23 protein-coding genes and 1 pseudogene are annotated in these 26651 nt (G+C 46.3%); 16 read left to right on the top strand and 8 right to left on the bottom strand.

Translation table 11 applies throughout. The features are described 5' to 3' along the window. Positions 1–247 precede the first annotated feature (247 nt). The 5 genes from mgtE (at position 248) to BN1360_RS24160 (ending at position 5898) form a co-directional block, all read left to right on the top strand. A complete protein-coding gene (gene mgtE / locus BN1360_RS24180; protein ID WP_068782559.1) occupies positions 248–1576 on the top strand; it encodes a magnesium transporter in 1329 nt (442 codons plus the stop codon). Positions 1577–1716: 140 nt separating this feature from the next. Next, positions 1717–2814 carry an FAD:protein FMN transferase gene (locus tag BN1360_RS24175; RefSeq protein ID WP_229521098.1) on the top strand — a complete coding sequence of 366 codons (1098 nt, stop codon included), beginning with the start codon at positions 1717–1719 and terminating at the stop codon, positions 2812–2814. Positions 2815–3251: 437 nt separating this feature from the next. Beyond that, entirely contained in the window at positions 3252–3599 is a 348-nt protein-coding gene (locus BN1360_RS24170) for a hypothetical protein (protein WP_195714304.1), read from the top strand. Between the two features lie 44 nt (positions 3600–3643). Further along, positions 3644–4774 carry a putative lipid II flippase FtsW gene (gene ftsW, locus BN1360_RS24165; protein ID WP_068782379.1) on the top strand — a complete coding sequence of 377 codons (1131 nt, stop codon included), beginning with the start codon at positions 3644–3646 and terminating at the stop codon, positions 4772–4774. A 14-nt stretch (positions 4775–4788) separates the two neighbouring features. Next, positions 4789–5898 carry an FtsW/RodA/SpoVE family cell cycle protein gene (locus tag BN1360_RS24160; protein WP_068782378.1) on the top strand — a complete coding sequence of 370 codons (1110 nt, stop codon included), beginning with the start codon at positions 4789–4791 and terminating at the stop codon, positions 5896–5898. A gap of 139 nt (positions 5899–6037) precedes the next feature. Here the strand turns inward: BN1360_RS24160 and BN1360_RS24155 are convergent, their stop codons facing one another. From BN1360_RS24155 to BN1360_RS24145, 3 genes are all read right to left on the bottom strand, one after another. After that, positions 6038–6493: a threonine/serine exporter family protein gene (locus BN1360_RS24155; RefSeq protein ID WP_068782377.1), complete on the bottom strand. Its 456-nt coding sequence runs from the start codon at positions 6491–6493 to the stop codon at positions 6038–6040. A gap of 30 nt (positions 6494–6523) precedes the next feature. After that, a complete protein-coding gene (locus BN1360_RS24150; RefSeq protein WP_068782376.1) occupies positions 6524–7270 on the bottom strand; it encodes a threonine/serine exporter family protein in 747 nt (248 codons plus the stop codon). An 88-nt stretch (positions 7271–7358) separates the two neighbouring features. Further along, complete coding sequence (locus BN1360_RS24145; protein ID WP_068782375.1) at positions 7359–7697, bottom strand: L,D-transpeptidase; 339 nt, start codon at positions 7695–7697, stop codon at positions 7359–7361. Positions 7698–8035: 338 nt separating this feature from the next. Between BN1360_RS24145 and BN1360_RS26335 the strand changes: the two genes are divergently transcribed. After that, positions 8036–8440 carry a diguanylate cyclase gene (locus BN1360_RS26335; RefSeq protein ID WP_068782374.1) on the top strand — a complete coding sequence of 135 codons (405 nt, stop codon included), beginning with the start codon at positions 8036–8038 and terminating at the stop codon, positions 8438–8440. Between the two features lie 11 nt (positions 8441–8451). Here the strand turns inward: BN1360_RS26335 and BN1360_RS24135 are convergent, their stop codons facing one another. After that, positions 8452–8772, bottom strand: a complete 321-nt coding sequence (locus BN1360_RS24135) for a hypothetical protein (protein ID WP_068782373.1) — start codon at positions 8770–8772, stop codon at positions 8452–8454. Between the two features lie 196 nt (positions 8773–8968). On the opposite strand from BN1360_RS24135, the gene BN1360_RS24130 reads away from it, so the two are divergent. The 4 genes from BN1360_RS24130 (at position 8969) to BN1360_RS24115 (ending at position 16916) form a co-directional block, all read left to right on the top strand. After that, the gene (locus BN1360_RS24130) at positions 8969–9973 is read left to right on the top strand and encodes a LacI family DNA-binding transcriptional regulator (RefSeq protein WP_068782558.1); all 1005 of its coding nucleotides are present in this window, start codon (positions 8969–8971) and stop codon (positions 9971–9973) included. A 78-nt stretch (positions 9974–10051) separates the two neighbouring features. Continuing rightward, the gene (locus BN1360_RS24125) at positions 10052–11386 is read left to right on the top strand and encodes a glycoside hydrolase family 30 protein (protein ID WP_068782372.1); all 1335 of its coding nucleotides are present in this window, start codon (positions 10052–10054) and stop codon (positions 11384–11386) included. Positions 11387–11409: 23 nt separating this feature from the next. Next, positions 11410–14637, top strand: coding sequence for a cellobiose phosphorylase (locus tag BN1360_RS24120; RefSeq protein ID WP_068782371.1), 3228 nt, complete (start codon positions 11410–11412; stop codon positions 14635–14637). 389 nt (positions 14638–15026) lie between these two features. Next, positions 15027–16916 (top strand): sensor histidine kinase, encoded by a 1890-nt coding sequence (locus BN1360_RS24115; protein WP_068782370.1) that lies wholly within the window; start codon positions 15027–15029, stop codon positions 16914–16916. Positions 16917–16964: 48 nt separating this feature from the next. On the opposite strand, the gene BN1360_RS24110 is transcribed toward BN1360_RS24115, so the two are convergent. The 3 genes from BN1360_RS24110 to ytaF all read right to left on the bottom strand — a co-directional run bounded on the left by BN1360_RS24110 (position 16965) and on the right by ytaF (position 19023). Continuing rightward, positions 16965–17213, bottom strand: a complete 249-nt coding sequence (locus BN1360_RS24110; RefSeq protein ID WP_068782369.1) for an NHLP leader peptide family RiPP precursor — start codon at positions 17211–17213, stop codon at positions 16965–16967. An 82-nt stretch (positions 17214–17295) separates the two neighbouring features. Further along, complete coding sequence (locus BN1360_RS24105; RefSeq protein WP_229521150.1) at positions 17296–18234, bottom strand: hypothetical protein; 939 nt, start codon at positions 18232–18234, stop codon at positions 17296–17298. Positions 18235–18411: 177 nt separating this feature from the next. After that, on the bottom strand, positions 18412–19023 hold the full coding sequence (gene ytaF / locus BN1360_RS24100) for a sporulation membrane protein YtaF (protein ID WP_068782367.1): 612 nt from the start codon (positions 19021–19023) through the stop codon (positions 18412–18414). Positions 19024–19205: 182 nt separating this feature from the next. On the opposite strand from ytaF, the gene BN1360_RS24095 reads away from it, so the two are divergent. The 3 genes from BN1360_RS24095 (at position 19206) to BN1360_RS24085 (ending at position 20750) form a co-directional block, all read left to right on the top strand. After that, a complete protein-coding gene (locus tag BN1360_RS24095) occupies positions 19206–19406 on the top strand; it encodes a twin-arginine translocase TatA/TatE family subunit (RefSeq protein WP_068782366.1) in 201 nt (66 codons plus the stop codon). A gap of 223 nt (positions 19407–19629) precedes the next feature. After that, complete coding sequence (locus BN1360_RS24090) at positions 19630–20022, top strand: DivIVA domain-containing protein (RefSeq protein ID WP_068782365.1); 393 nt, start codon at positions 19630–19632, stop codon at positions 20020–20022. Between the two features lie 284 nt (positions 20023–20306). Then, a complete protein-coding gene (locus BN1360_RS24085; protein ID WP_068782364.1) occupies positions 20307–20750 on the top strand; it encodes a Dps family protein in 444 nt (147 codons plus the stop codon). Between the two features lie 138 nt (positions 20751–20888). Here BN1360_RS24085 and BN1360_RS24080 read toward each other — a convergent pair whose 3' ends face one another. Next, entirely contained in the window at positions 20889–22583 is a 1695-nt protein-coding gene (locus BN1360_RS24080) for a methyl-accepting chemotaxis protein (protein WP_068782363.1), read from the bottom strand. 154 nt (positions 22584–22737) lie between these two features. Here BN1360_RS24080 and thpR point away from each other — a divergent pair, with 154 nt between their 5' ends. The 3 genes and pseudogenes from thpR (at position 22738) to BN1360_RS24065 (ending at position 26510) form a co-directional block, all read left to right on the top strand. After that, the gene (thpR, locus tag BN1360_RS24075; protein ID WP_068782362.1) at positions 22738–23307 is read left to right on the top strand and encodes an RNA 2',3'-cyclic phosphodiesterase; all 570 of its coding nucleotides are present in this window, start codon (positions 22738–22740) and stop codon (positions 23305–23307) included. A gap of 194 nt (positions 23308–23501) precedes the next feature. Beyond that, positions 23502–24032, top strand: a pseudogene (locus tag BN1360_RS24070) (TetR/AcrR family transcriptional regulator); the annotation flags it as partial. 291 nt (positions 24033–24323) lie between these two features. Then, positions 24324–26510 (top strand): YhgE/Pip family protein, encoded by a 2187-nt coding sequence (locus BN1360_RS24065; RefSeq protein ID WP_068782361.1) that lies wholly within the window; start codon positions 24324–24326, stop codon positions 26508–26510. The last annotated feature ends 141 nt before the right edge of the window (positions 26511–26651 follow it).

The raw sequence follows: 26651 nt of genomic DNA, 5'->3' as shown, positions 1-26651 counted from the left end.
AAGGGTTTTATTTTCGCAAACCAAGGGGAGAATAACATTGCGATTATACCTTCCTTCCCTCTTACCGACTACGTAACAGCTTACCGTGTAAACATGCAGAAGTCTGACCAGACATTGAGGTGAACAGGAACTACATGCTCTCCTTTGTGTTGGAAGGGCTTTTTATGGCTTCTAGTGCATAGGCAAACAAACCAGGTATATTCATACAAAGCGCTAGGAGGTATACAAAATGGTCAAACAAATTACGATTCAAGAATTAAAAAAGTGGTTGGTTGAAAAAAATCAAGAGCGTCTTTATGAGTTTCTTGTTCGCTATCAACCGTACGACATCGCACAAATGCTCCTTAAACTTGGGGAGTATGAACAGGCCGATCTGATCGACAGCCTCTCCGATGAATTAGCAGCAGAAATTTTAGAATATGTCGATCCTGATGTTCAGTATCATATTTTAGATCATGTATCCAAGGGAAAAACGGCTTTGATTCTAAATGAGATGTCAAGTGACAAGGTTGTCGATCTCCTGATAGCCATTCATCCTCACCAAGCTCAAACCCTTCTTAAGTTCCTGCCGGAGGAGCATCGCAAGAAGATCGAAGCTTTAATGCGGTATCCTGAAAAAACAGCAGGAAGTCTCGCCACCGTTGACTATATAGCGGTAAGAAACAATTGGACGGTCGAACATACTCTGCAGCACATTCGCAAAGTCGGGCAGGACGCGGAGATGGTCTATTACATCTATGTCCTTGATTCCAGCGGGATATTGGTTGGGATTGTCTCGCTCAAAGATACGATTCTTGCCACCGAGAACACTTGCATCGAAGTAATCATGAAGAAGGATATGATCACTGTCCCCGCCCAAATGGACCAGCAAGAGGTCGCAAATCAGTTGTCCAACTATGACCTCGTGGCTCTTCCGGTCGTTACTGAAGAACAGCGGATGATCGGAATCATCACTGTTGATGACCTCATAGATGTCATTCATGAAGAAGCCACCGAGGATATTCAGAAATTAGGGGGCAGCGAACCTCTAAACGAGCCTTACTTCGAGGCTTCCTTTTGGAGCATTTTCAAGAAGCGTCTCCCTTGGCTGCTCATATTATTTATCGCTGAAGCTTATACAGGAACGGTGCTGAAACATTTTGAAGATACGCTTGAAGCGGTCGTTTCACTGGCATTTTTTGTTCCATTGCTCGTTGGTACGGGTGGAAATACGGGTACGCAGGTTGTTGCAACGATTATTCGCGCGGTTGGCGTTGGAGAGATCAAATTCAGGGATCTATTTCGCGTTATTAAGAGAGAGGCAACAATCGGGATATGCTTGGGCCTTGTGATGGGCATAGCAGGCCTCATCCGTGCTTCGATACTGGGCGTTGGCTTTGAGGTTGCACAAGTTGTAGCCATTACCATGTTGTTTATTGTCATTTGGTCTTCAATTGTAGCCTCTGCCCTGCCGCTGATTATTAGAAAGCTAAGGCTTGACCCGGCAGTCGTCTCCGGTCCATTCATTACAACATTTGTGGATGGCACGGGGCTTGTGATTTACTTCATGGTTGCGAAAACAATATTGAATCTGTAAATCAATTTATTTTGTGAAAAGTAGATGAGAAAAAAAGTTTGCTGAACAAGTTAATGAGTGGGCATCACAATCCATAACCATGGATTATCCCAGTCCATTATGGGTGGGACGCAAACCGAACAACCGTGGGGGAATGAATGATGAGACGAAAATGGATTGCAGGCACGCTTGTTATACTTTTTATTGTAGCTATAGGTACAGCCGTGTTCGCCCGGGGAAGCCTTTCTTTCCTGTCCGGCTTCGGCCAGGAGACAAAAACCGAATCCAAAGAAACAGCCTTTTATTCGCAAACCTATTTTATTTTTGATACTGTCGTTAACGTAAAGCTATATGGCGAACATGCCAAGCCAAGTCAGCTTGAATACATTAAAGATCTGATGGAAGACATGGATCAAAAATTGAGCCGGACGCTGGAAACTAGCGAGATTTACAGAGTGAACCAGGCAGCGGGCAAGCAAGCAGTTCGTGTATCCCAGGACACATTTGACGTGGTGCAAACAGCCTTGGATTACGCTGTAGATACGGGCGGATTATACGATCCGACCGTCGGACCGCTCATCAGCTTATGGAATATTGGCAACGAGGGGGCGCATATACCTTCCGAACCTGAGCTTAACAAAGCTGTGCATCTGATCGGCTACAAGGATGTAGAGATAAATTCCAAGGAACGCACCATCAAGCTTCTTCGGCCGGGTATGGCGCTTGATCTGGGGGGAATCGGTAAAGAATACACCGCCGACCGGATTGCGGCGTATTTAAATTCCCAGCAAGTCGACAGTGCGATAATCAATCTTGGTGGCAGCAGCATTATAGCGCTTGGCAGCAAACCGGACGGGCAAAGCTGGAATATTGGGCTGCAGGATCCCGACAAAGCTCGTGAGGAGGTGCTCGGCCGAGTGCTGATCAAAAATAAAACAATTGACTCATCTGGCGTTTACGAACGATTTTTCATTGAAAATGGCGTAAGATATCATCATATTATGGACCCACGAACAGGCTATCCGAGCCGCAGCGGGCTGAAAAGTGTTACGATCATTTGCGATTCGATGTCGAACGACGCCCCATCTTCCACCGCCGTATTTATTATGGGTCTTGAAGAGGGCATAAAGGTTATTAAACAGCATTTGGGGGTTGAAGCGCTTTTTATTACGGAAGACAATCAGATTTACATGACACCAGGGCTAAAGGAACAAATTCGCTTCAATAATCCGAACTATACCGTGAAGACCATCGATTGACCTCCTATTATAGGGGATTTAGAATTTTGCAGGCTGCCGAGGAGGCAGTCTTTTTTATTGTAGACTTTGCTCCAGTTGAGTGCGTGAAAACCAGAATACCAGTTATGATTGGGAAACTTAAATGGATGGCCGTGATGTGCTATAAATGGCAGGATTTACGAACATGAACTTTAACCATTTCATAACCACAATATGTTTCCGAAAAGATATGATTATTAATGAGCTTGCAAGGGGGAAGGTGAGCGGGAGTGCCTAGAAAGTTCTTGGGAACCAAAATTGTATCGACAATCATTTTATTGCTGTTTGGAGGATGTGAAATTCCGACTACTTCAACCGAGTTGATTGAATCCCCATTACCGGAGGAAAGCCTTCAAAACAAAGATATCTGTCCTGATTTCATCAAGATGCTGCCTTACAAAGCACAGATAGTTTCATCAATGGAAGAAAATAAGGGAAACGTCGTTTCGTTTGGTGATCTTGATGGAGATGGCATTGACGAAGCGATCATCGTTTATGAAGAGAAGAACAAGACCGGGAAAAAGCTAAAAGCGGCGCTGTTCAAGAAGCATCAAGAGGAGTGGCGCAAGGTCACGGAGGTTGATGGTTTCGGTTACGGACTGGCTTATGTCGGGATCTTGGATATCAATTATGACGGCCGACCCGAGCTTGTCCTTGGCTGGTCTCTGGGAAAAGCGGGGAATGGTCTGGATGTATACGGCTGGCGGGATGACAAGCTGAAGCTGCTATCCAAGAAGGTGTATCAGGGCAAATTGGATCTGGAATAAACATTCGCACAAATGGCAGAAATAACCGAGAGGTGTTCTGTGCATTGAAAGATAAAAGAAAAGGCCGTCCGGATTTTCTGCTTCTTTTTTTGACTTTTTTTCTTGTAGGCTTTGGTTTGATTATGGTATTTAGTGCAAGTTATACCACCGCGATCATGAGGCATGATTTTTCATCATATTATGCCATGAAGCAAGGGGTATTTGCTTTTTTTGGATTGTTTTTGATGTTTGTTTTTATGTTGGTTCCTCTGGATTGTTGGAAGAAGGCTTCGCCTTTCCTGCTGCTGGTTACGCTGTTAATGCTTGCTTTTGTATTAGTTCAGAGCAGGGATGTCAATGGTGCAAGACGCTGGGTTGCCGTGGGTGGATTTACGTTGCAGCCCTCCGAGTTGGCCAAGCTGACCGTCATCGTCTATTTGGCAACGGCCATCAGCAGAAAAGGGGAACAAATCCGTGATTTTCGTAGAGGGTTGATTCCCGTTGTAACGGTGATCGGACTTATTTCGCTGCTTGTCCTGAAGCAGCCGGATTTTGGCACGGTTTTGATTCTAATCGGTATGGCTGTGACAATCCTGCTCGTTGGTGATGCGGCTCTTCGCCATCTGTTTCTGCTTGGCTTGTCTTTGATCTCGCTCTTTTCTTACCTGGCTTTCAGCAAAAGTTACCGTCTCAAGCGGATTAATTCTTTTCTGAGTCCGTTTGAAGATCCGCAAGGATCTGGTTATCAACTGATTCAGTCGCTTATTGCTTTGGGACATGGGGGTTTTACCGGGACTGGAATTGGTCACAGCATTCAAAAGATTTTTTACCTGCCTGAGGCGCATACGGATTTTATTCTTGCCGTTATCGGGGAAGAATTGGGCTTTGTTGGAACATCATCCCTTATTATTGTATTTTTTCTTTTTATTTGGCGGGGATTTCGCGCTGCTTTTAGGAGCAACAATTCTTTCGCTTTAATGCTCGGAATAGGAATTGTGATGATGATATTTTTGCAATTCCTGTTAAATGTCGGAGCCGTTGTTGGAGCTCTGCCCATTACGGGTGTGCCGCTTCCCTTCATCAGTTATGGGGGGTCTTCCCTTGTTTTATGTTTAGCCAGCACTGGCATTTTACTAAATATTTCGCGTGCCAGCTATCCCAAACATCAAGAGCTCGGTAGAAATTCAAAAAAATAGGGGTTGTTGGCCTTATGATTAAATTCCGTCAAATTTCGAAACTGGATATGTCCACGTTGTTTATCGTTTGCTGCCTTGTTGCCATCGGGACGGTTGCGATATATGAAGCCACACAGGGTACGCATTTAGACGGCATTTATTTATACAATATTTATTTTTTTGCAGCTTTTTGTATTCCTATGCTGGGCCTGTCCATAATAGATTATCGTTTTTTGCTCGGCAAGGTGTCTTATATTTTGTATGGAATTGGCATCCTGATGCTTATTCTGGTCAAATTTGCCGGACATAATATAAATGGAGCGGTCCGCTGGATCAGTATCGGACAATTCCAGATCCAGCCTTCCGAGATGGCCAAAATATTTACGGTTTTGCTGATTGCCCATCTATTAGGTAAGAGGGAAGGGCGGCCGCTTCGTTTTTTACAGGATTTATTGCCGATCGGTTGCGTTTTTTTGATTCCCTTTGTTCTGGTCATGAAGCAGCCGGATTTAGGCACTGCGCTGGTATTTTTAGGGATTGTAATGAGCATGGTATGGGTTGGCAACATTCGTTCCATCTATATGATTTTGTTTATCGGGATCGTTATTATAATCATTTGTACCGTACTTTGGCTCTACTATGCCAATTATGAATTGTTGTTGAAGATCGTGGAACCCCATCAGATGTCGAGAATCCAAACGTTTCTTGATCCGTCCAGCGATCCCGACAAATCCTGGCATGTGAAAAATTCCATGACGGCAATCGGTACGGGCGGATTAAGCGGAAGTGATGGCTATTATATACGCAAAGGGTTTATTCCCTACGTATATTCCGATTCCATATATGTAGTGATCGGCGAGAAATTTGGTTTCATAGGTTCCTCCGTGCTGCTGCTGCTTTATTTTGCACTTGTATATCGTATGATTAATGTAGCAATGGACAGCAAAGAGCGATCCGGAGCATATATTGTGATCGGTTTTATTGGCATGTTGGTATTTCAAGTTTCTGTTAATATCGGTATGCATATCGGGATTTTGCCGTTGACAGGTATTTCTTTGCCGTTTATCAGTTACGGGGGCAGCTCCTTACTTACCAATATGATAGCGATCGGATTTGTTCTGAGTGTTAATGCTCAGAATGATTAAGCAACTTGGCGCAATCACAACCTGAATGTATGTACCGTCTATCTATCACCGAAGAGACCGTCTTCGAGGTCAAAATGAGTTTTATCTCATAATGGCCTAAGAAACGGTTTTTTTGTGCCTAGAAGAAGGGAACTGGGGTCTATTTGTTGCGGAGCTTATTGGGTACCCGGATGGGGAGTTTGCGAATTAGCTGATTCAGCACTTCGGATATGACAAGTCCGATAGCAATGGAGCCGGAGATCAGAAATGCCTGGGCTGCAAGCTGAATAGCTGCATCATAATTATTTTCCACGAATCTGCGCATCGCGTCGTAGGCCAGACCCCCGGGAACGAGAGGAATGATTCCGGCAACGCTAAAAATAATAACAGGCTTCTTGTAGATTCGGGCGAAGAACTGGCTGATCACCCCGACGATGAAAGTGGCTGTGACGGTGGCAAATATCGTATCGATGCGGGGGGTTAGCAAATAGTAAGCTGCCCAGCCTAACATCCCGGACAAACCGCACTGCAGTAAGGTGCGCCGCGGCGCATTGAAGATAACGACGAATGCGGCGCTGGCAAGGAAGCTGGTAATAAGCTGAAGAATAAGCGTCATATATCAATCAAGCCTTCCCTTTCCGGCAAATTAGAATATCGTGAATAACACGGCGACACCTGAACCAATCGCAAAGGCGGTCAGAAAAGCTTCCGCACCTCGGGACAAACCCGAGACCAAATGGCCGGCCATCAAATCCCTGACTGCATTTGTAATCAGCAGACCAGGTACAAGCGGCATCACGGAGCCAATAATAATCTTGTCCAGCTGGGAACCGACTCCAATAGAGACGAGCAGGAACGCGAGCAGTCCGATCAACAGGGAGGCGACAAATTCGGCAAAAAACCTTACCTTGACCCAGCGATGCAGCAAAATGAACGCCGAAAATCCCAGTCCGCCGCATAGCACTCCGGGGATAAAATCGGATAAACCCGCTTTGAACATATAAGTAAAGCAACCGCTTGATAGAGCTGCGGCTGCAATTTGTACCCATACGGGATAAGCCTGGTTTACGGTATCGACCTCAGTCAATAGCTTATAGGCATCATCAACGGATAGTGCATGACTGCATAATTTCCTGGAGATATCGTTCACCCTGGATACCTTTTGCAGGTCCGTTGTCCTGTCCTGTATCCGGATCAGCTTCGCTTGCTGCTCCTCTCCGCACTGAAAGATAATGCCGGTAGGGGTAACATAGCTTTGCGAAGGGGTCAGATTTAATGCATCGGCGATTCGAATCATCGTATCCTCCACCCGATACGTCTCTGCTCCGCTTTGCAGCATGATTCTTCCTGCCAGAAGACATATATCGATAGGATCATGTGTAGCTGCAGCCATGCTGTCCAAACCGGCTCCCCGTCCTTTCTAAATAACTGCAGTCATTATATCATGAGTGTTCCCCAAAGCGAATACTTTTGCCCCCCAGCTAGCCTCGTATCGTCACTCGGGTTCCAATCGGTACTAGGGAAGAGAGCTCCAATACATCACTATTGAACATACGGATACAGCCATGGGAGACAATATGACCGATCGAGGAGGGATCATTCGTCCCATGAATGCCATAATGCGGCTTGGACAACCCCATCCAGAAAGCGCCGAAGGGACCTCCGGGATTAGGCTGTTTGTTAATAATCACATAGTCGCCAATGGGAGTTGGCGTGAGCATCTTGCCCACGCCGATCGGGTACCCCTTGACTACTGTATCCCCGTCCAGCAAGTAGAGCTGTCGATCCGATATATCCACAATGATGCGATAATCAGGCATGAAATGTCCTCCCTTGATTCAAAAATATGGATGCTTAGGAAATGGGGGATGTTCCAAAAAATTGTTGTGAAATAGAAAATCCCACACCAGCCTTGCGATTATTTTCATCTCTTTATAGGGTATGCTTACTATTACCCTGAAATCCTGGCTGTGCTACACTGCCTGGATTTTTGTTTCTATGGAGTGATCTACCCAGCTATGATTGAGAATATAATTAACAACTTTACCCTTTTAACGGTTAAGCGGGCTTATCCGTAGTGTGCTGGGCATTATGCTGATGTACTATATTTCCCGATGGAGGAAGCGGTATTTATCGATTTCCGGGAGTTCGCCATTCAATGATCCGCCGCAAAGAGCCTTCATTAAGCAGATGGGGCTGGACGCTTGGATTAACCTTGCTTACGTCCTCCGTTAATCTTATGTTTGAAAATCAGAATTGGATCACATGGATTATATTTGTGTTTTGCTATAGCATTGTTGGATTATTCGTGTACATCATACTGAAATATCTTAACGATTCCGCTGAACCTCTTTCTATTAGCCTCTTCTCTTTAATGATCATGGATATTGATTATTTCAAAAAAGTGAATGATACCTACGGACATTCGGCGGGGAATGCGATGTTGTCGCAATTCGCCGAGGCGTTAAGGAGCACAGTCCGACAACGGGAGGACTCAGGTAGGAATGGCCAGGGAATAAAAAAAGAAAACCGGGCTAGAGGAATGTGCGTTGCATTCCTCTAGCCCGGTTTTTGTTACTCACGCTCTTCTTCTGCTTCATCTCCATTGTAGCCGTTCAAGAGATCTATACCGTGCATCGTCGTATCGATGTCGGGGGCGGCTGGATCTACAGGGGTATCCGACTGGATCGCGTCGGCATCGGGAACATCGGGGAAGGATTCTTCGCGATCCTCGCCGCTGCTGTCCTCAGGCCCGGGTTCACTTATACCCTGGGTAATTCGGGTATCGAAAGGGAGTGCATCGTCACGCGGGATATCGTTCTCGAAGCGGTATTCTGCAAGCAGCTTATATTGCTCGTAGACAAGATCACCAGTCGTCTTCGGGTAGTCGTCCATGATGAAGTTCCTCCTGTATATAATCTATAAGTGTGATGGGTTGGTCATATGGGAAGTTTGCCCCGGATTTCCCGGGTTCAACCAAGAAATTTGCTCCTTGACCAAGATGCATATATTGTGCACTGGCTATTGACTTCAAAGTGGAGGACGACTACAATTTCCATGAATCGTGCGGACGATACAGGAGGCGAGAAGGATAGTTACCATTTATGATATTGCCAAAAAAACAGGGTTCTCACCGACGACAGTCTCCAAGGTATTTAACGGTTATTCCGATGTTAGCCAGAAGACGAGACGAATCATTATGGATACGGCTGAGGAGCTGGGCTATTTGCCAAATGCTCATGCCCGGTCATTAACGACGAAGCGGTCATGGACGATCGGCATCTTGTTCATTGAAACTTCTGGGGTTGGACTCCTCCATCCTTACTTCGGTGGGGTAATCGAGGGGTTCAAGAAGGTAGCTACTTCCAAAGGATATGACCTGATGTTTGTCTCCAAGGATATCGGCGGCAAGAAGAGCGGTTATTTGGAGCATTGTAAAATTCGTGGCGTTGACGGCGTTGTCATTGTGCTGCCGGATTATACGGATCCCTATTTCATCGAACTATTGGAATCCGATATCCCTTGTGTGCTGCTGGATCAGGAGTCGGACAGCAAGAGCACCGTTTACTCGGATAATGTGGCGGGAAGTATTGAGGCAATTGAATACTTATACTCGCTGGGTCATCGGGATATCGCCTATATTAACGGCGGTCAGACCTTTGCCGGCGAAAAGCGTCTGCAGGGCTATATGCAGGGGATGCAGAAATTGGGCCTGTCGGTTCTACCGCAGCGCATTGTACAGGGAAGTTATGATTATACGGTGGAATCCGGGCGAATTGCGATGGAGGAGCTGCTGAAGTTGGATACCTTGCCAACAGCTGTCTTCGTGGCTGGGGACAATTTTGCAATTGGCGCAATGGATGCCATTAAAGCACATGGTCTTTCGGTGCCGGAAGATATTTCAGTAGTTGGCTTTGACGATATAGAAATGGCAAAATATTTAACACCGGCCTTAACTACAGTCCGGCAGGATACATATGTACTTGGCAAGCGCGCCGCTGACATGTTAATCTATTGCATAGAAGGCGGAACAGAAATACAACAGGCTGTTATTCCAGTTGAATTGGTAATCCGGGAATCATGCCGTCCGCTATGAGGTTCCGGTTTCCCTTTTTTTTAACGAAAATCGAAACCGGTTTCGATTTAGTGATAACAATGAAAAGGAGAGATGAACATGGCTAGTTGGTCTAAGGTATTAACCGCACGTGATTCAGGAGAGAGGCTTGCATTTCAGGGACAGATTGCAAGCGTTAGCAGTGAATTAGCGCCATCGGCAATCAAGCTTGATCCAGAGCAGCAGTTCCAGACGATCCTTGGATTCGGAGGGGCGTTTACCGAGGCGGCTGCTTATACACTGTCGCGTATAAACCCGGAGAAGAGGGATGAAGTCATCCGCAGTTATTTTGATCCGAAACAGGGTCTGGGCTATACGATCGGCAGGGTGCATATCCATAGCTGTGACTTCGCACTTGAGAACTACACGTATGTGGAGGACAACGATACAGAGCTGAACAGCTTCGATATTTCCAGAGACCGGAAATGGGTTCTTCCGCTAATCCATGATGCTGTGAAGACAGCAGGGCAGGATATTACGATGCTTGCATCGCCTTGGAGTCCGCCGGCATGGATGAAGACGAATGGAGAGATGAATAACGGCGGCCAATTGAAGCCTGAATTCCGGGATGTATGGGCGCTGTATTATACCAAGTTCATCAAGGCCTATCGCGAGGAAGGCGTTCCAATCTGGGGGATTACTGTTCAAAATGAACCGGCTGCAGTGCAGACTTGGGACTCCTGTATATACAGCGGCGAGGAGGAACGCGATTTCGTGCGCGATTACCTTGGCCCTACAATGCATCGCGAAGGATTGCCGGATGTGAATATCCTGATCTGGGACCATAACCGCGATCTGATGGTCGAACGGGCATCGGCGGTGCTCTCCGACCCGGAGGCTGCCAAGTATGTATGGGGAACCGGGTTCCACTGGTATGTCAGTGAGGAATTCGAGAATGTCGGCAAGGTCCATGATCTGTTCCCGGATAAGCATCTGCTATTCACGGAGGGTTGCAAGGAAGGGGGAGCTAAGTTCGGCAGCTGGTCAAATGGTGAGCATTATGGTCGTAATATGATCGGAGACCTGAACCAATGGACAGAGGGCTATCTGGACTGGAATCTGGTTCTCGATGAGACCGGCGGTCCGAACCATGTCAACAACTTGTGCGATGCACCCATTATTGCTGATACGAAGACAGATACGCTTCATTACAATATTTCCTACTACTATATCGGCCATTTCAGCAAATATATCCTACCTGGTGCGGTGCGAATCGGTGTGAGCTGCGGGAATGCAGCCCTCGGTGCGACGGCATTCCGCAATCCGGACGGAGGTATAGCCGCTGTGGTCATGAATGAAACAGACGAGCAGCAAGCGTTCTCGCTTATTCTGGGATCAGAAGGGGTCTCCGAAGTGCTCCCGGCACATTCGATCGCGACATATATCATCAAGTAAATACGATAGGGGTGCAATTATTTATGCCTAATTTTATGTTCAAGGACAATGCATTTGTTATCGAGCAGTTTGATCAAGCGAAGCCATTCTCCAGCTTCCTGCCAGGGATTGCCGGGCTAAAAGGGATTCCGATGTGGACGTTCTATGTGAACCGCGGCCAGGCCGTATGCAGCTTCGGGATTCGCGACAAGAACAGTCCGATTATGGAATTTTCCCCGGCCAGCATCTCCTACCAGTCGGTATCGATGAAAGGGTTCCGTACATTCATCAAGATGGACGGACAGGACTCTATCTATGAGCCGTTCCAGAGCGCCGCTCCGGACAAGGATGCTGTGCGCAGAATGGAAATCCGTTCCAACAATATTAGCATAACAGAGGTTCACTCATCCAAAGGCTTGCAGACCCAGGTCACTTATTTTCATATTCCTAATGATGACTTCGCAGCGCTTGTGCGCAAGGTTGAGCTGACGAATATTTCCGGGCGGCCAATTCATCTGGAAGCTCTGGACGGGATGCCGGAAATACTGCCGTACGGTGTAGAGAACTCAGGCTATAAGGAGATCGGCAATCTGCTGCGCAGCTGGATGGAGGTCGAGAACCTGGATCAAGGCGTTCCATATTACCGCGTCCGTTCCAGTACAGGGGACGAAGCGGAGGTCAGTGAGGTGAAGAACGGCCACTTCTATTTATCTTTCAACGAAGAAGGTCAGTTGATCCGGCCGATCGCTGATTTTGAGATTATCTTCGGCGACAATACCTCGCTTGGTTATCCAGATCGCTTTGCAGAGCATTCGGTTGCTGATCTTAAGCGGGAGACCCAATACTGTACGAATAAAGTGCCATGTGGCTTCAGCGGAACGGAAGTGACGCTGCAACCTGGACAGAGTACGGTTATTTATAGCTTGATCGGAAATATAGATAGTCTGGATCGCTTAAACCGGAAGGTATCCTCGATCGCTTCCCCGGCTTATGTGGAATTAAAGTATGCGGAAGCGAGCAAGCTGACCGAGGAATTAACCGAGGATATTGCTACAAAAACGGCTGAGCCCCTGTTCGACGCCTATAGCAGGCAGAGCTACCTTGATAATTTCCTGCGCGGAGGGTATCCGTTCATTTTTGATAATGGCAAAGAGGGCTACGTTATCCATTTATATTCCCGCAAACATGGGGATCTTGAGCGGGACTACAACTTCTTCTCGATTGCACCGGAATTTTATTCCCAAGGCAACGGGAACTTCCGCGATGCGAATCAGAACCGGCGCAGTGATATCTACTTCAACCCACAGGTTGGCACGTTTAATATCAGGACTTTCTTCAGTCTGATTCAGGCTGACGGTTATAATCCATTAAGTGTGGAGGGTACCAGCTTCCAAGTACCAGCTGACAAGGCAGCACAGCTGCGGGAATGGCTGGAGGAGGCGCTTCATTCTCATCGGCAGGAGCTGGAGACGATTTGCCTTGGCAAGTTCACTCCCGGCCAGATTATCACTTATGCTGCCAGCCGTAGTGTAAAGCTGAAGACCAGTGAGGAAGAACTGCTTAGTGGAATTTTGAAGCTGGCGGTTCAGAATATAGAGGCCTCCTTTGGCGAAGGTTATTGGTCGGATCACTGGACCTATAATATGGATCTGATCGACAGCTATCTGGATATTTTCCCGGATCACAAGGCGGAGATGCTGTTTGAGGAGAAGGAATACACCTTCTTCGACAGCCCGGTTCGCGTTCTGCCGCGTAGTGAGAAATATGTGCTGAATGGCGGTCAGGTTCGCCAGTATGGGGCGACGGTTCATGATGATGAGAAAATGCAAAAGCTTGGATTGTCGCTGAAGCATACCAACTGGCTGAGAACCGGCTGCGGCAGCGGAGAGGTATATCGTACGAATCTGTTCGTTAAGCTGTTGTCGCTCTCCCTGGTGAAGTTCGCCACCCTGGATCCTTATGGAATGGGGATCGAGATGGAAGGCAATAAGCCCGGCTGGAACGATGCGATGAATGGCTTGCCAGGTTTATTGGGCTCGGGTATGAGTGAGACCTTCGAATTAACCCGGATTGTAAAATTTGTGTTGGAGTCGGCTGCGGAATCGCCAGACCAAATCCTTGCAGTGCCTAAGGAAATGTTCACACTTCTCCAGAAAGTAGCCGAATATTTAGCGCGGAATCTGTCAGGTGAGTTAACGGAATTCGATTATTGGGATCAAGTGGCCTCGGCCCGGGAGCATTATCGTGAAGAGATTCGGTTCGGCATCAGCGGAGAGGAAGTCATGCTGAAGGCAGGGGAATTGCTGCCGATCTATTGCCAAATGGAACAGAAGCTTGATCAGGGCATTAAGCTGGCAATCCAGTTTGGGGAGGGATTAACACCAACCTATTTTGTATATGAGGCGGTTGAATATGAAGCAGTCGTTGATGAGCTGGGTCAGCCTGTCATTAGCGGCTACGGCTTGCCGAAAGCCCGGGTTAAGCGGCTTGATCCAAGACCGCTCCCCCATTTCCTTGAGGGGCCAGCACGCTGGATGAAGACGCTAAATGACCCGGAAGAAGCGAGAAAGGCTTATGAGCATATCCGCCGCAGCGATCTGTTCGATGATAAGATCCAGATGTATAAGACCTCGGTGAGTCTCGATGGGGAAAGCCATGAAATCGGACGAATCCGTGCTTTCACCGCAGGCTGGCTGGAGCGGGAATCCGTCTTTCTTCATATGAGCTATAAATATCTGCTTGCACTGCTGAAGAGCGGGCTGCAGGAGCAGTTCTTCCATGAGATGAGAACCTCATTAATTCCGTTCCTTGATCCGGCGGTTTATGGCCGCAGTACGCTGGAAAACTCATCCTTTATCGCGACCAGTGTCAATCCGGACCCTAAGGTGCATGGTCGGGGATTTGTGGCCAGACTTAGTGGATCTACGGCTGAGTTTATCAGTATATGGATGATGATGATGGCGGGTCCACATGTGTTCCGAATGCAAGGGAAAGAGCTGCAGCTCGCCTTCGCACCATCACTACCGGGCTGGCTGTTCAATGAACAGGCTGAAGTTGCGTTTAAATTCCTGGGAACGACGGAAGTAACTTATCATAATCCGGGCAGAGGCAATACGTATGGCCCAGACGGGGTTACGGTTCAGTCTATCGTCTTGAAACAGCAGAACGGTGATACTGTCCAAGTAGACGGTCCCGTCATCAGCGGCAAGCTGGCAGAGCAAGTCCGGGACGGTCAATTCGCAGCGATTCGTATTGAACTTGGTAGGAAATGATATTGAGAGAATAGAATTGATTATATTCCGATAGCTTCTGGCAGCGTTGACGTTGTCAGAGGCTTTTTTTCTCGGTACTTAGACATATCAAGGAAACAAGGTGAGCTAAATTTAAGCGGTGGTTGCTGTCTTATATCGAAAAGGATAAGATGAGGGGACTCGGGGAGGAATTTGTCATTTCCAATATATAGGTAACCTGTGTGTATAATACCCAAAAGAATTCATGGATTAAATGCGGCAATCACGTTAAAATAGTTTTGTTTGTTACATATTGGATACGGACTGATCTTATTATGAATTTTTCCATTTTATTGAAGGTTTAGCGCGGAAAGTATCGAATTATATATTGTAACTTCTTAGCTTGTGAATTTAGGGTTAGAGGTGCTGAGATGAAAGGTCTGGTAAAAGTAGTAGCCACTGTATTTGTTATGGTAGTAGCGGTTTTCAGTGTCTTCTTTATTGAAAGTACAAATAATAAAAAGAGTGCGGAGCAGACGATTGATGAGTGGCAGGTTTTATGGACGGATCATTTTGATCCGGGAATGACTGTCGAGCAGCTGGAGAAGGAGAATGACTGGATCAACGTAAGGTCGGATAATAAGGCTCTGGCTAGACCAGAAGGCGCGGTTTCGCAGTGGGTCAGGATTAAGGCGCCTGTTAATTCAGAGGGAAAAGCAATCCTGTTCAAGAAGATTTATGGTTACGATATTATTGCGAAACAAGGAGATCACAAGATTTATGAATCCCATAGAGAATACAAGTATGGGGTTAATGTTGTCCTATTGCCATCTGATAGTATAAATAAGGAAGATCCGATATATCTTGGCATTAGGTCGCCGGTTAGAATTGGTATTCAGAGTGAGGTATATGTCGGTGATTTTTATAAGTTACATAATATGTATGTCAAAAATAGCTTAAGTGATTTTATTATCGGCAGTAGCCTAATGTTTATTGCATTTACTATGCTAATTTGCGCTATCTTTTTAAATTCAGAATATGCTGCAACTTGGGTTTCTCTTTGTTTAGTCATCTTATCTTGTGGATTCATCATGATTACATATTCATCATTTTTGTATTCTACATATGGCGAGTACGGAAGTATATACGTGATTTTGTTCGATTTATCCTTGTTTATATTGCTACCTTCCTTTTCTTTCTTCTTCGAAAAAGTTATAGGCAGTGGTTATCGCTCATTGATTCGTAAATTTCGAACCTTCCAAATTGGTTATTCATTATTATGTACCGCTCTAATGTTGATTAATATATTCACCCATAATCATATTTACGATCTGTATAGAATTGCCTCAGCAACGCTGCTTGGTCTCATAATGATGGTACAGTTTATCATTTTGATCACTACTGCAATTTTTTACGCAAAGAGGGGCAGCAAAGAAGCACTTATATTCTCAGTAGGGTTTGCTATTTTTGCCGTTTTGGGGCTGGGTGAGTTGTTTTGGTTCTACTTGAAGGCGGAATATTATGATTTATTTTTATGGAAATGGGGAGTGGTTAGCTTCCTAATATCGTTGATTGTTATTATGGGAAAACGCTTTGCTCGTAATCATGAACAAATCGTTGAATATTCAAGACAACTGGAGATGTTCAATAATGAGCTCCAGCGTTCGGAGAAGATGGAAATCATAAGTGAACTAGCAGCTTCCGTGGCACATGAGGTTCGTAACCCGCTTCAGGTTACCCGAGGATTTCTGCAACTCTTATCTGAGAAAAATTCGTCGTCGAATCAGTTATATTTGAATATGGCTCTTGATGAATTGGATCGGGCAGCTTTGATTATTACTGATTTTTTGACCTTTGCTAAGCCAGAAGCTGGGAAGGTCACAACCCTTAATGTATTGGAGGAGTTTATTCATATCGAAGGAATTCTCATGCCGTTGGTGAATCTGCAGGGCGGAAAAATAACGGTGCATATTCCAAGTGATTTGCATATTAGGGGAAGTTCCTCAAAATTCAAGCAAGCTTTCATTAATATTATCAAGAACAGCATCGAGGCACTCGATGTTGATGGAGAAATTGAGATTTGGGCCCATGGGGATAATGGAAAGGTTTATATTCACATTAAGGATAATGGTGAGGGGATGGATCCTGGGGTACTAGCCCGTCTGGGCGAGCCGTATTTCTCGAACAAAACAAAGGGGACAGGTTTAGGTCTGATGGTCACCTTCAGAATTATTGAGGTTATGCAGGGGAAAATCTCCTTTACAAGTACAAAAGGAGTTGGAACCGAGGTGTGTGTCAGCTTTCCTTCAGTGATCATCTAAAGGAAGCCATTTACACCCCGGGGTCCAACCCCTCTTTTTAACAATTTTTTATGAGCCCCAAATTGCATTCGGTTTGATTTCATCTGATTTCATGACATCCGATGGTTTAGGCGGCAGAACTAGAAAGAGCTCATTTGAATTTTCTTCAACAGTGGTCACCTTAATGTGGTCCGGGAGAATCACACCAAGCACTTCTTGAATAGCTGCTTTTGGATTTTTGAGAAGCTGTGCCTTAAAGTCGGGATCTTGCCACGCTCTTTGGATAACTTGACTTTGAAGAACGGACCCTGATGTCATAGATATCACCCTTTCAAAGATAGTTAAATTTTCCTAATCAGTATACCACGGAATATTCGACAAATCTATTAACTAACTTCTATTATTTGCCTCTCATTAATTGTCGAGAAAGCAAGAATTCTAGCCCGCCACGCTGCAATAGGCTTCGATCTGCTTCAATCTGCTGAACTATTTCTTTCAACTGGCCGCAGAGATAGGCGTGAAAATCATAGAGCAATGGGAAGCTGGAACCGATTTGGGACAGAGAGTGATGGTGCTTTTCTGCCCTTTCAGAATAGCGGATTAAGCAGCCCTCTACATATACCGCCTGTTTGATCTCCTCAACGTTAGGTCGCCGATCAGACAAATGAAGATCTGCTTGAACCATGGACAGCAGACAGTTATAGCTGCCCTCGATCAGATCCTTCTCCCAATCCTGCCAATCATCAATCATCTGCATTGTAAGCAGCACGAGATCAACGGCTTCCTCCATTTGGGGGATCCGTGTTTCCTGCCCGGATAGAAGCATTATCGCTGCGACGGATAATTTTACAGGTGCCGCTCTATGTGCAATGCGAACGGAATTCACCTGAAAATAATCCTGCTCATTCTCATAAGTTACCGCGACGGCCCATTCTCCTATGTACTTATCATAATATGTCCAGAATGCCGAGGAACTGGGGAAGAGTTCGCTGTAGATTTTAATGAATTCCGAATGAATTAACTGGGCTAAAGGAAGCTGTAATCGCGATACCAGAGAAGGGTTGTCCATCGTCTCATCGATCAGGTGGTAGTACAACATTCCCATAATGTTAGCCGTAGAGATCTGGTGTACACGGTCCGAATCGATAGGTATTTCCTCATTGAGCCAGTAGGGAAGCAGATAGCAAATATAGTTCTTGGAACGGTGTTCCTTTAACGGATGGAACTTGTCCAGATAATTAAGGGCAGGGCTTCTGAACTCCTCAGCGATAGCGGCAAGAATCGATTCCGCCCGTGCGAAAATAAGGCCTAGATCTTCTTCAAAACGAGTTAGCCACATCAAAATATCGACGCTCCTTTATATGAACTTCGCATCACGACCATTTTACTAAATCATTGTAACTTAAACAGCCAAGTTCTGCGAGGAACTAATGCTGCTGCGCCCATTTTTGCAAATGCTGAGAAACTATAAGGGGCAGCAGCAGACATTGTGTATATATAGCTTGTTCATACATACTTAGAAAAGCTGGTGAAGGCCGATAAGGATTAGCAAGACTCCTGAGATTACGGTAGCGCGGTTGCCGAATTTTTCAGCGGCGAATTTCTGACCGAAGCCTGCACAAAGCGCCAACAGGATGAAGCTGAATATGCCAACGGATAGAGAGGTTCCCCATATACTAAGGCGGGTAATTCCGGCATTGAATCCCCCGGCTAGCGCATTCATTGCCAGAGCAATCCCAAGCAGTATTGATTCACCTAGGCTGATGGACTGAGAGCTATCCTTGTCGGCTTCCTCCGGGTTGCGCAGCAGCCGGGTTAGTGCATTGGCATCATCGTCTTGCTGCGCTGGCTTCTTCTCCAGATAAGGCTGCAGCAGTACCCAGATACCTACCCCAACGATTACGACGGTTCCGATCATCTGCCCAATCCAGGGCTGAACCCACACTGACAGCCAGCTTCCGAACAGACCCGATAGCAGGGTAGCCAGGAAGGAGATGAGGGCAATCGTCAGATTGGAATACCAGGGGATGCGGATTTTCCTGACACCGTAGGCGATCCCCACACCGGCATTATCCAGGTTGGAGGCCAGGCCGATGATCACGATAGCAGCCAGACTGTATGAATCCATGATATTCGCTCCTTTACATTTGCTTGATGCCACAGCATATGCCCAGGAGTCCGTATTGGTTTCTTGTACCTCTATGGATGGGGAGCGAGAATAAATCTTTGCATAATTTGCAATATTAGTTCCCATTTAGGAGAATATATGTAGTATAATCTTCAATAAGATATACCGGAGGAGTGATAAATGTGATAGAGAATTTATTGCGTCCGTCTCATCTGCTCTTGTTGGTCATTGCTGCATTGCTGTTGTTTGGTCCGAGCAAGCTTCCGGAACTTGGGCGCAGCTTCGGTACGATGCTGAAGGAGTTCAGAAAAGGGGCACGTGGTGATTTCATAGAGGAGACTCCGCAAGAAGTCAAGCCTGTTCAAGAATCAAATAAATCCTAGATCTTACAAGGGCACCTGATATGGAGGTGTTCTTTTTTTTATTTTGAAGAACATCGCTGCAAATGAATACATTTTCAAAGTCCTGAATACTCATTAATAATTCTGGGTTTACGCGCAGTAGAGGGTGAGTATGAGTGGAGAAGTCGATAAATGATCGTAATTATGTTATCTTAAGAGGAGAAATTGTCAGCTATAAGCAAGCCTTTGGCATGGAGGGATACTGATGCAGGATGATTACGCGCGCAAGCTGGAGGATCAGAAGAGTCTGTTCAAGCAGCTTGGCATCAAATTGGATGCGCTAACCATTCATGAGAAAGATTTTGATGTGAAAATGAGGGGTTATGAGAAAGAAGAGGTAGACCGGTTTCTAGATGATATTATTATCGATTACGAACGGTTCTACGATATTATTACGGATCTGCTGGACAAATACAAAGAGATTCAGCGCAGACAGGCTTCTTGGGAAGAAGAGAAGAAGATGATGTCTATGGCTGCCCGCAAGCCGCAAGTAGATACGGAGAATGCCATTGACCGCCGTCTTGTGGATGACGGAATCCGTCAATTGGAACGTAGCCTCGAGCATTTTAAGCAATTTGTTAACGGTGGATTGAAATGAGATGAAGGAGCTGGCAATGAAAGATGCCGGTTCCTTTTTTTTGTGAATAAGAGCAGCTGTTCCAACGCAAACTTGAACTAGGTTGATGGCTGTCAAAATCAGGTGTTTATTGCAGTTTTCTGCAAATTCATTTGATATTCATCTTTTAATCATTGCATCTGTGTGAAGGAAGTGGTAATATATAAACAGGATTTAGATTTAGTCTAAATTTAAAGAAATGTTTCACAACGCGAACATTTCACCGTTTATCTAACCAGTTATAATTATGAATGGAGGAACGAGAAATGGCAAATCAAGCATTGGAAAGACAAATGAATCTCCTGATCGCAAACTGGACAACCATGTACACGAAGTTGCATAACTTCCACTGGTATGTTAAAGGACATAACTTCTTCACATTGCATGTGAAATTCGAAGAATTATACGACGAAGCTGCCGGATATATTGATGATATTGCAGAGCGTCTGCTCTCTATTGGCGGCAAACCGGTTGCAACTTTGCGTGAATCCCTGGAGCTGGCAACGATTAAGGAAGCTACAGGCAACGAGACTCCTGACCAAATGGTAGCTGCTATCGTAGCTGACTTTGAAGTACTGGATAAGGAATTGCGCGAAGGTATGTCCATCGCTGAGGAAGTAGGAGATGAAGCAACAAGCGACCTGCTGTTAGGCGTTGTTTCTACTCTTGAGAAACATCGTTGGATGCTTAATGCCTTTTTGAACAACTAATCACCGTCTCACTTATGAATTGATGAGGAAGGGACCTGCCGCATACAGCCTTAACGCTGAGCGGCAGGTCCCTTTTTTCGTATAGCGGTTGTTTAACAATTCCATCTTGGATAAGAAAACCAATTGAGGTTGCGGGTCTTATACCTTGAATTTCTCGATCAAGGTGTGCAGCTTATCCGATAAACTGGCCAGGAAGCTGGCCGAGGCATCTACTTCCTCCATCGTCGCAAGCTGCTCCTGAGATGCAGCAGACATGGACTGGGCGCTATCGACATTGTTGTTGGCAATTTCCACGATGTTCTCCAGCGATTTCACCAATAGATCCGTCTGGTCGGAGAGCTGTTGAACAGCTTCATTTATGTCGCTGATCGATGCAGCGGTTGCTCGGGACTGGTTCTCGATCTCGCCGAAGGAATCACCGGCATTGTGTACCAATGAGGCGCTTAGCTCAACCTCCCGCGAGGTCTCGACCATCGTCGTCCCGGTCACTTCCATCTGCGTTACGATGTAGCCTATGAGAGCGGCTATCTGCTTCACTGATGCTGCTGAACGATCGGCCAGCTTGCCGACGGATGAAGCGACCACGGCGAAGCCGCTGCCATATTCGCCGGCCCGGGCTGCTTCGATTGAGGCATTGATCGCCAGCAGATTAGTCTCGTCTGCGATTGCAGTGATTATCTCCAGAATGTTCTGAATTTCTTTGGACTGACTGGAGAGCTCAGTAATGTTTGTAGACAACTCGTTGATTTTCCCTTGCATTTTGTTCATTTGCTGAATGCTCTGCTGAATGGACGCTACGCCCTGTCCGGCAGCAGCCGAGGAGTTCTGGGCAGCCTGGGATACATCGCTCATAAGATGGGCAATATGCTTCGTCGAGGTGGACATGCTGCGCAGCGTATTCGAGCTCTGCTCCAAATCATGCAGCTGCCTCTCTGCTCCTTCAGCCAGTTCCTGGGTGATGTTAACAGTCTGCTCAGAGGCAGTCCCCGTTTGCTCCGCGCTGGCGGACAGCTGTTGGGAAGAGGAGGCCACCTGGATGGAGGTGGCGCTTACCTCGGTGATCAGGCTCCGCAGATTGATCACCATATTGCTGAAATCCCGGGACAGCTTGCCAACTTCATCCTTACTCTTCAGAACCATAGGTGTAATCGTAAGATCTCCTTGTGCAATTTGGTTCACCTGGCTGGATAAATGCTCCAGCGGACGAATCATCCGATGAATGATGAAATAGACAACTAGAGCGGCCAGCAGGAAGACTGCAGCGCCGATTGCAAATGGTAGGGTAATGATCTCCCATGTTCTGTCCTGAATAATCGATGCATCGAAATTGATGGCCATTAGCCCAACAATAGGCTTGCCAGGATCATTGTCCTGGAAGATGGGGCCATATCCTGTCAACAGCTCCGTATCCTCATATGTATAGACCTTGGTGTACACGGAATGCTTCATGTCCATCATCATATCCCGATCGGCCGGATTGAAATAGAAGGCATCGCCAGCGTTATAACCGCGCTCCTTCAGATGTTGGTCGGCGGCAAGAATGGTGCCATCCAAGGATAGAATAAAGACTTCCTTAAACAAGGGTTTATGGTCTACCGTCCAGTTCAACTGCTGTTCTACTTCAGCCAACTTGGACTTATCGCCACGCGCGAGCAGTTCGATGACGGCAGGATTGACTAAGCCAGTTGTAATATTAGCGCAACCTACGGTTTCGACACCAACGGACTTCTCTACCTGACGGTAGGTTGTCTGATAGCCGAATACACCGATAATGGCACCGATAAACCCGAGAAGGGTAACAATAGCCATAGTTATTTTTTTTGCAAATCCCATATAAATCTCCTATCTATTGTAAGATGATGTTGGAACTCGTGGGCACATCTATTCAACATTATAATGAGGAATTGTTTGCGGAATAATAAGGAATATCGTCGCTTTGTGTCGGAAAAACGAAATTTGAGCAAAAAATCACAAGGAGTGAGACTTTATGTCCAATAATTCAGAAGCTTGGCGTCTATTTATCGCGGTCCCGCTTCCATCTTCTGTTAAGCAGATGATTGCCGACTGGTGTAAGGAACAGAGGGATCAGCTTTTTTTTCAAAAATGGGTGCATAAGGAGGATTATCATATAACGGTGCAGTTTCTGGGCGATACGTCTCCGGAACGGTTGGATGAGCTTCGCTCAGCTGCCATAAGGGCTGTCGCCAATATACGGCCTATACATATGGAAGCCCTTGGCTGCGGTACATTCGGACGTGCAGATCAGCCAAGGGTTCTCTGGGCAGGAGTCCATGGGGAGCTGGAGCTATTGGAGCAGCTGCAAAATAACGTCATTGAAGAGAACCGGAAGCTGGGATATATCCCGGAGGACCGTCCTTATCGACCTCATATTACGCTGGCTCGCAAGTACCGTGCAGGATACAAGCTGGAAACGGATATTACCGGGGCTAATCTTCAGTTTGGTTCATGGACTATAGATGCCTTGGTGATCTATCGAACAAGTATGCATCACCAGCCGATGTATGAGAAGGTTGCCGAGATTCCCTTTGCTAAATAAATTTATTTTCATACAGATTATGTGATATTTCATACAGACCAAGAAAAATGGCAGTGAAAAACGCTGAAAATAATTGAAAAAAATAACTTGCAATGCATTTTGGAACGTGCTAAAGTTTAATTGACCAAATGACCGAAACGGACTTTTAGTCATTTTTGAGAAAAAAGTAAGTCTAAGATAAGGAGGTGCTTTATTTGGCTGTAGTGGATCGCAGAAGACAAATCGTTGAAGCGGCAGAAAAATCATTTGCATTGTTTGGTTACAAAGCTACAACGATGGATCATGTAGCTAAAATTGCAAATGTCGCCAAGGGCACGATTTACACGTTTTTTGCGAATAAGGAGGAACTGTTTGATGAAATTCTTCGTTCCGTCATTATAGAGATGAAGAAAATTACGGAACAAGAGGTTCACGATGACAGACCTTTCTTCGAGAATCTGTACCAGAGCATGGATAAACTTCTGGAATTCAGAAGAGAACATGAGCTGCTTGTGAAGCTGTTTCAGGAGGTAAGAGATTTTGGAACGCCGCAAGCGCGTGAGGGCCTGGAGAAGATCGAGCTGGCTATCCTTGATTACTTGGAGCGTCAAATCGATCGTGCGGCCAAACATGGGGAAATTCGCGAGTTTGATCCTAAAGTCATTGCATTTGTGCTTGTGAAGCTGTACATTGCGCTAACTTCGGATTGGAACNAAGCGCGTGAGGGCCTGGAGAAGATCGAGCTGGCTATCCTTGATTACTTGGAGCGTCAAATCGATCGTGCGGCCAAACATGGGGAAATTCGCGAGTTTGATCCTAAAGTCATTGCATTTGTGCTTGTGAAGCTGTACATTGCGCTAACTTCGGATTGGAAAAAAATACACGAGCCACTAAGCAAAGAGCAGATCAGAGAATTTTCTCAAATATTTTTATCAGGCGGGTTATCCAAGACATAGTCAAAGATAAGAAAGGACCCGTACGGTAATGAGAGAAAGAGATAAGAGATAAGATTCAGGGATATAAGGAGAGAAATGATTATGAAATCAATGTCGGTATTTTTTAAGGATCTTGCAGCTTCCTTTAAAAAACCTAAAGTGATTATCCCAATTCTTGTCGTCATGTTCATTCCCGTATTATATAGCGGAATGTTTCTGAAGGCATTTTGGGACCCGTACGGGAAAATGGATGAAATTCCTGTCGCGGTTGTCAATGAGGATCGCGGTGCTGAATATGAAGGAACGAAGCTACAAGCAGGTAATGATTTGGTCGAAGAGCTGAAGAAGAACGCAGCTTTTGGTTGGAAGTTCGTCACCCGCGAGCAAGCGGATGAAGGCATGAAGAATAACGATTACTACATGACGCTTGTCATTCCAAGCAACTTCTCGGAGAAGGCTACAACCTTAATGGATGATCAGCCGCAGCCTGCCGAGATCGTCTATGAGCCGAATGAGGCTTACAACTTCCTGGCCGCACAAATCGGCGGTACCGCAGTGAAGGAAATTAAGAGTAAAGTGTCCGCGAAAGTGACGGAGGCTTACACAGATGTCCTGTTTGATCAGGTTGAGAAAATTTCCAGTGGTCTTGGCGACGCTGGCAAGGGTGCAACTGAGATCAATGACGGAGCCGTCAAGCTGGATGAAGGCGCTCAGAAGCTGAAAGAGAACCTGGCCAAAATGGTAGATGGTTCAGTGAAGCTGCAAGATGGCATCAATCCATTGGCGGATGGCGTGGGTTCCCTAGGTAAAGGAGCCAGCGATTTGAAGACAGGTGCAACCTCTCTGGCTTCCGGTTTAAATCAGTTGGCGGCTGCCAATAAGCAGCTTCAGAACGGGGCCACGGCCGCAAATGAAGGCGGCAATCAATTGAAGGCAGGTCTTGATGCTTCACTGAAAGGTGCTAACACACTGGCTCAAGGCTTGAAGCAGTCGGAGCAAGGCAGCGCATCGCTGGTAACCGGGCTGGAATCTTCAGCACAAGGCAGCACGAAGGTTGCAGAAGGTGCGAAGTCAGTTGCCCAAGGTCTTGAACAATTAACACAAGCTAGCCCAGAGCTGGCAGCGAATCCTGCAGTGAAGCAGCTTCTGGCAGCCAGCCAAGCAGTTGCTACCGGCAGTGAGCAAGTAGCGCAAGGTCAACAGCAGTTGTTGAAAGGCAGCAAGGATTTACACGGTGCACAACAACAGCTTGTACAGGGCAGTGAACAGCTTGTTCAAGGTCAAGAACAATTGGGCCAAGGCGCTGCGAAGTTGATGGAAGGTCAGGCTCAACTTGTAGGCGGTCTGAAGCAGTTCGGCGCGAAGCTGAATGAAGCAGCAGCCGGCGGCAGCAAGCTGGCAACAGGTGCTGGCGCACTTAGCGAAGGAGCTAAGAAGCTTGAAGGCGGTATGGGTCAATTGTCTAGCGGTGTGGCTACACTTGCTGATGGTTCGAAGCAATTGGATGAAGGTGCCGGTGAACTCAAGGATGGCACAAGCAAGCTGAGCGAAGGTTCGGGAGAATTGGCCAGCAAGCTGAACGAGGCAGCGGATGAGACGTCTTCCGTGAAGAAGACAGATGCTCTTGTTGATATGTTTGCTCAGCCGGTAGACGTGGAAGAGCAGAAGATGAATGAAGTGCCGAACTATGGTACAGGATTCTCACCCTACTTCCTGTCCCTCGGATTGTTCGTCGGTGCTTTGATCTCGACGCTGGTTGTTCCGCTTCGCAGCTCTTCCGTATCGGAAGCAAGCGGATGGAATCGCTTCGTAAGCCGTGCGCTCTCCTTCACAGGAATGAGCCTGTTCCAATCCGTAATTGCGGTAATATTGGTTCTCTACGGTTTGAAGCTTGAAGTACAGAATGTTCCAATGTTCTATCTGTTCTCATTTGTTACTAGCCTGTGCTTCATGTTCATCATTCAGGCGCTTGTCACTTGGCTCGACAATCCAGGCCGCTTCCTGGCGATCTTGCTCTTGATCTTCCAATTGACAACATCTGCGGGAACATTCCCTGTGGAACTGCTTCCTTCCTGGATGAAGGCATTTAATCCGTTCATGCCAATGACATACAGCGTCAAAGGTTATAAAGCGGTAATCTCTTCGGGAGAAATGAGCGTTGCCTGGCATCAAACAGGCATTCTGATTGCAGTTGCTATTGTATTCTTGGCCATCACGCTCACCTACTTCCTATCGCATAGAGAGAGTGCAGAGGAAGAAGTAAGTGTTGAAGCTAGTCTGCAAGCCTAAGATCTATACAGAATCATCAAGAAGCCCGTTCTCCGGTATTTAAACCGGGGAGCAGGCTTCTTTTCTTTGTATACATAATGCAAGCTGATTTTGGTGGAGTTCCACAAGTTCATCTCATTTATGCACAGCTTTTATGATCGC

The sequence above is a fragment of the Paenibacillus sp. GM2 genome, from assembly GCF_900069005.2.
Lineage (GTDB): Bacteria > Bacillota > Bacilli > Paenibacillales > Paenibacillaceae > Fontibacillus.
The sequence above is the reverse complement of the archived record's forward strand: the minus strand, read 5'-3'. Positions and strand labels throughout refer to the sequence as shown.

What these genes read in the sequence shown, in the direction of transcription:
- BN1360_RS24175 (WP_229521098.1), top strand. Translation starts at nt 1,717, where the DNA reads ATGAGACGAAAATGGATTGCAGGCACGCTTGTTATACTTTTTATTGTA.
- BN1360_RS24170 (WP_195714304.1), top strand. Translation starts at nt 3,252, where the DNA reads ATGGAAGAAAATAAGGGAAACGTCGTTTCGTTTGGTGATCTTGATGGA.
- BN1360_RS24160 (WP_068782378.1), top strand. Translation starts at nt 4,789, where the DNA reads ATGATTAAATTCCGTCAAATTTCGAAACTGGATATGTCCACGTTGTTT.
- BN1360_RS24155 (WP_068782377.1), bottom strand. Translation starts at nt 6,493, where the DNA reads ATGACGCTTATTCTTCAGCTTATTACCAGCTTCCTTGCCAGCGCCGCA.
- BN1360_RS24150 (WP_068782376.1), bottom strand. Translation starts at nt 7,270, where the DNA reads ATGGCTGCAGCTACACATGATCCTATCGATATATGTCTTCTGGCAGGA.
- BN1360_RS24145 (WP_068782375.1), bottom strand. Translation starts at nt 7,697, where the DNA reads ATGCCTGATTATCGCATCATTGTGGATATATCGGATCGACAGCTCTAC.
- BN1360_RS26335 (WP_068782374.1), top strand. Translation starts at nt 8,036, where the DNA reads ATGATCCGCCGCAAAGAGCCTTCATTAAGCAGATGGGGCTGGACGCTT.
- BN1360_RS24135 (WP_068782373.1), bottom strand. Translation starts at nt 8,772, where the DNA reads ATGGACGACTACCCGAAGACGACTGGTGATCTTGTCTACGAGCAATAT.
- BN1360_RS24125 (WP_068782372.1), top strand. Translation starts at nt 10,052, where the DNA reads ATGGCTAGTTGGTCTAAGGTATTAACCGCACGTGATTCAGGAGAGAGG.
- BN1360_RS24120 (WP_068782371.1), top strand. Translation starts at nt 11,410, where the DNA reads ATGCCTAATTTTATGTTCAAGGACAATGCATTTGTTATCGAGCAGTTT.
- BN1360_RS24115 (WP_068782370.1), top strand. Translation starts at nt 15,027, where the DNA reads ATGAAAGGTCTGGTAAAAGTAGTAGCCACTGTATTTGTTATGGTAGTA.
- BN1360_RS24110 (WP_068782369.1), bottom strand. Translation starts at nt 17,213, where the DNA reads ATGACATCAGGGTCCGTTCTTCAAAGTCAAGTTATCCAAAGAGCGTGG.
- BN1360_RS24105 (WP_229521150.1), bottom strand. Translation starts at nt 18,234, where the DNA reads ATGTGGCTAACTCGTTTTGAAGAAGATCTAGGCCTTATTTTCGCACGG.
- ytaF (WP_068782367.1), bottom strand. Translation starts at nt 19,023, where the DNA reads ATGGATTCATACAGTCTGGCTGCTATCGTGATCATCGGCCTGGCCTCC.
- BN1360_RS24090 (WP_068782365.1), top strand. Translation starts at nt 19,630, where the DNA reads ATGCAGGATGATTACGCGCGCAAGCTGGAGGATCAGAAGAGTCTGTTC.
- BN1360_RS24085 (WP_068782364.1), top strand. Translation starts at nt 20,307, where the DNA reads ATGGCAAATCAAGCATTGGAAAGACAAATGAATCTCCTGATCGCAAAC.
- BN1360_RS24080 (WP_068782363.1), bottom strand. Translation starts at nt 22,583, where the DNA reads ATGGGATTTGCAAAAAAAATAACTATGGCTATTGTTACCCTTCTCGGG.
- thpR (WP_068782362.1), top strand. Translation starts at nt 22,738, where the DNA reads ATGTCCAATAATTCAGAAGCTTGGCGTCTATTTATCGCGGTCCCGCTT.
- BN1360_RS24065 (WP_068782361.1), top strand. Translation starts at nt 24,324, where the DNA reads ATGAAATCAATGTCGGTATTTTTTAAGGATCTTGCAGCTTCCTTTAAA.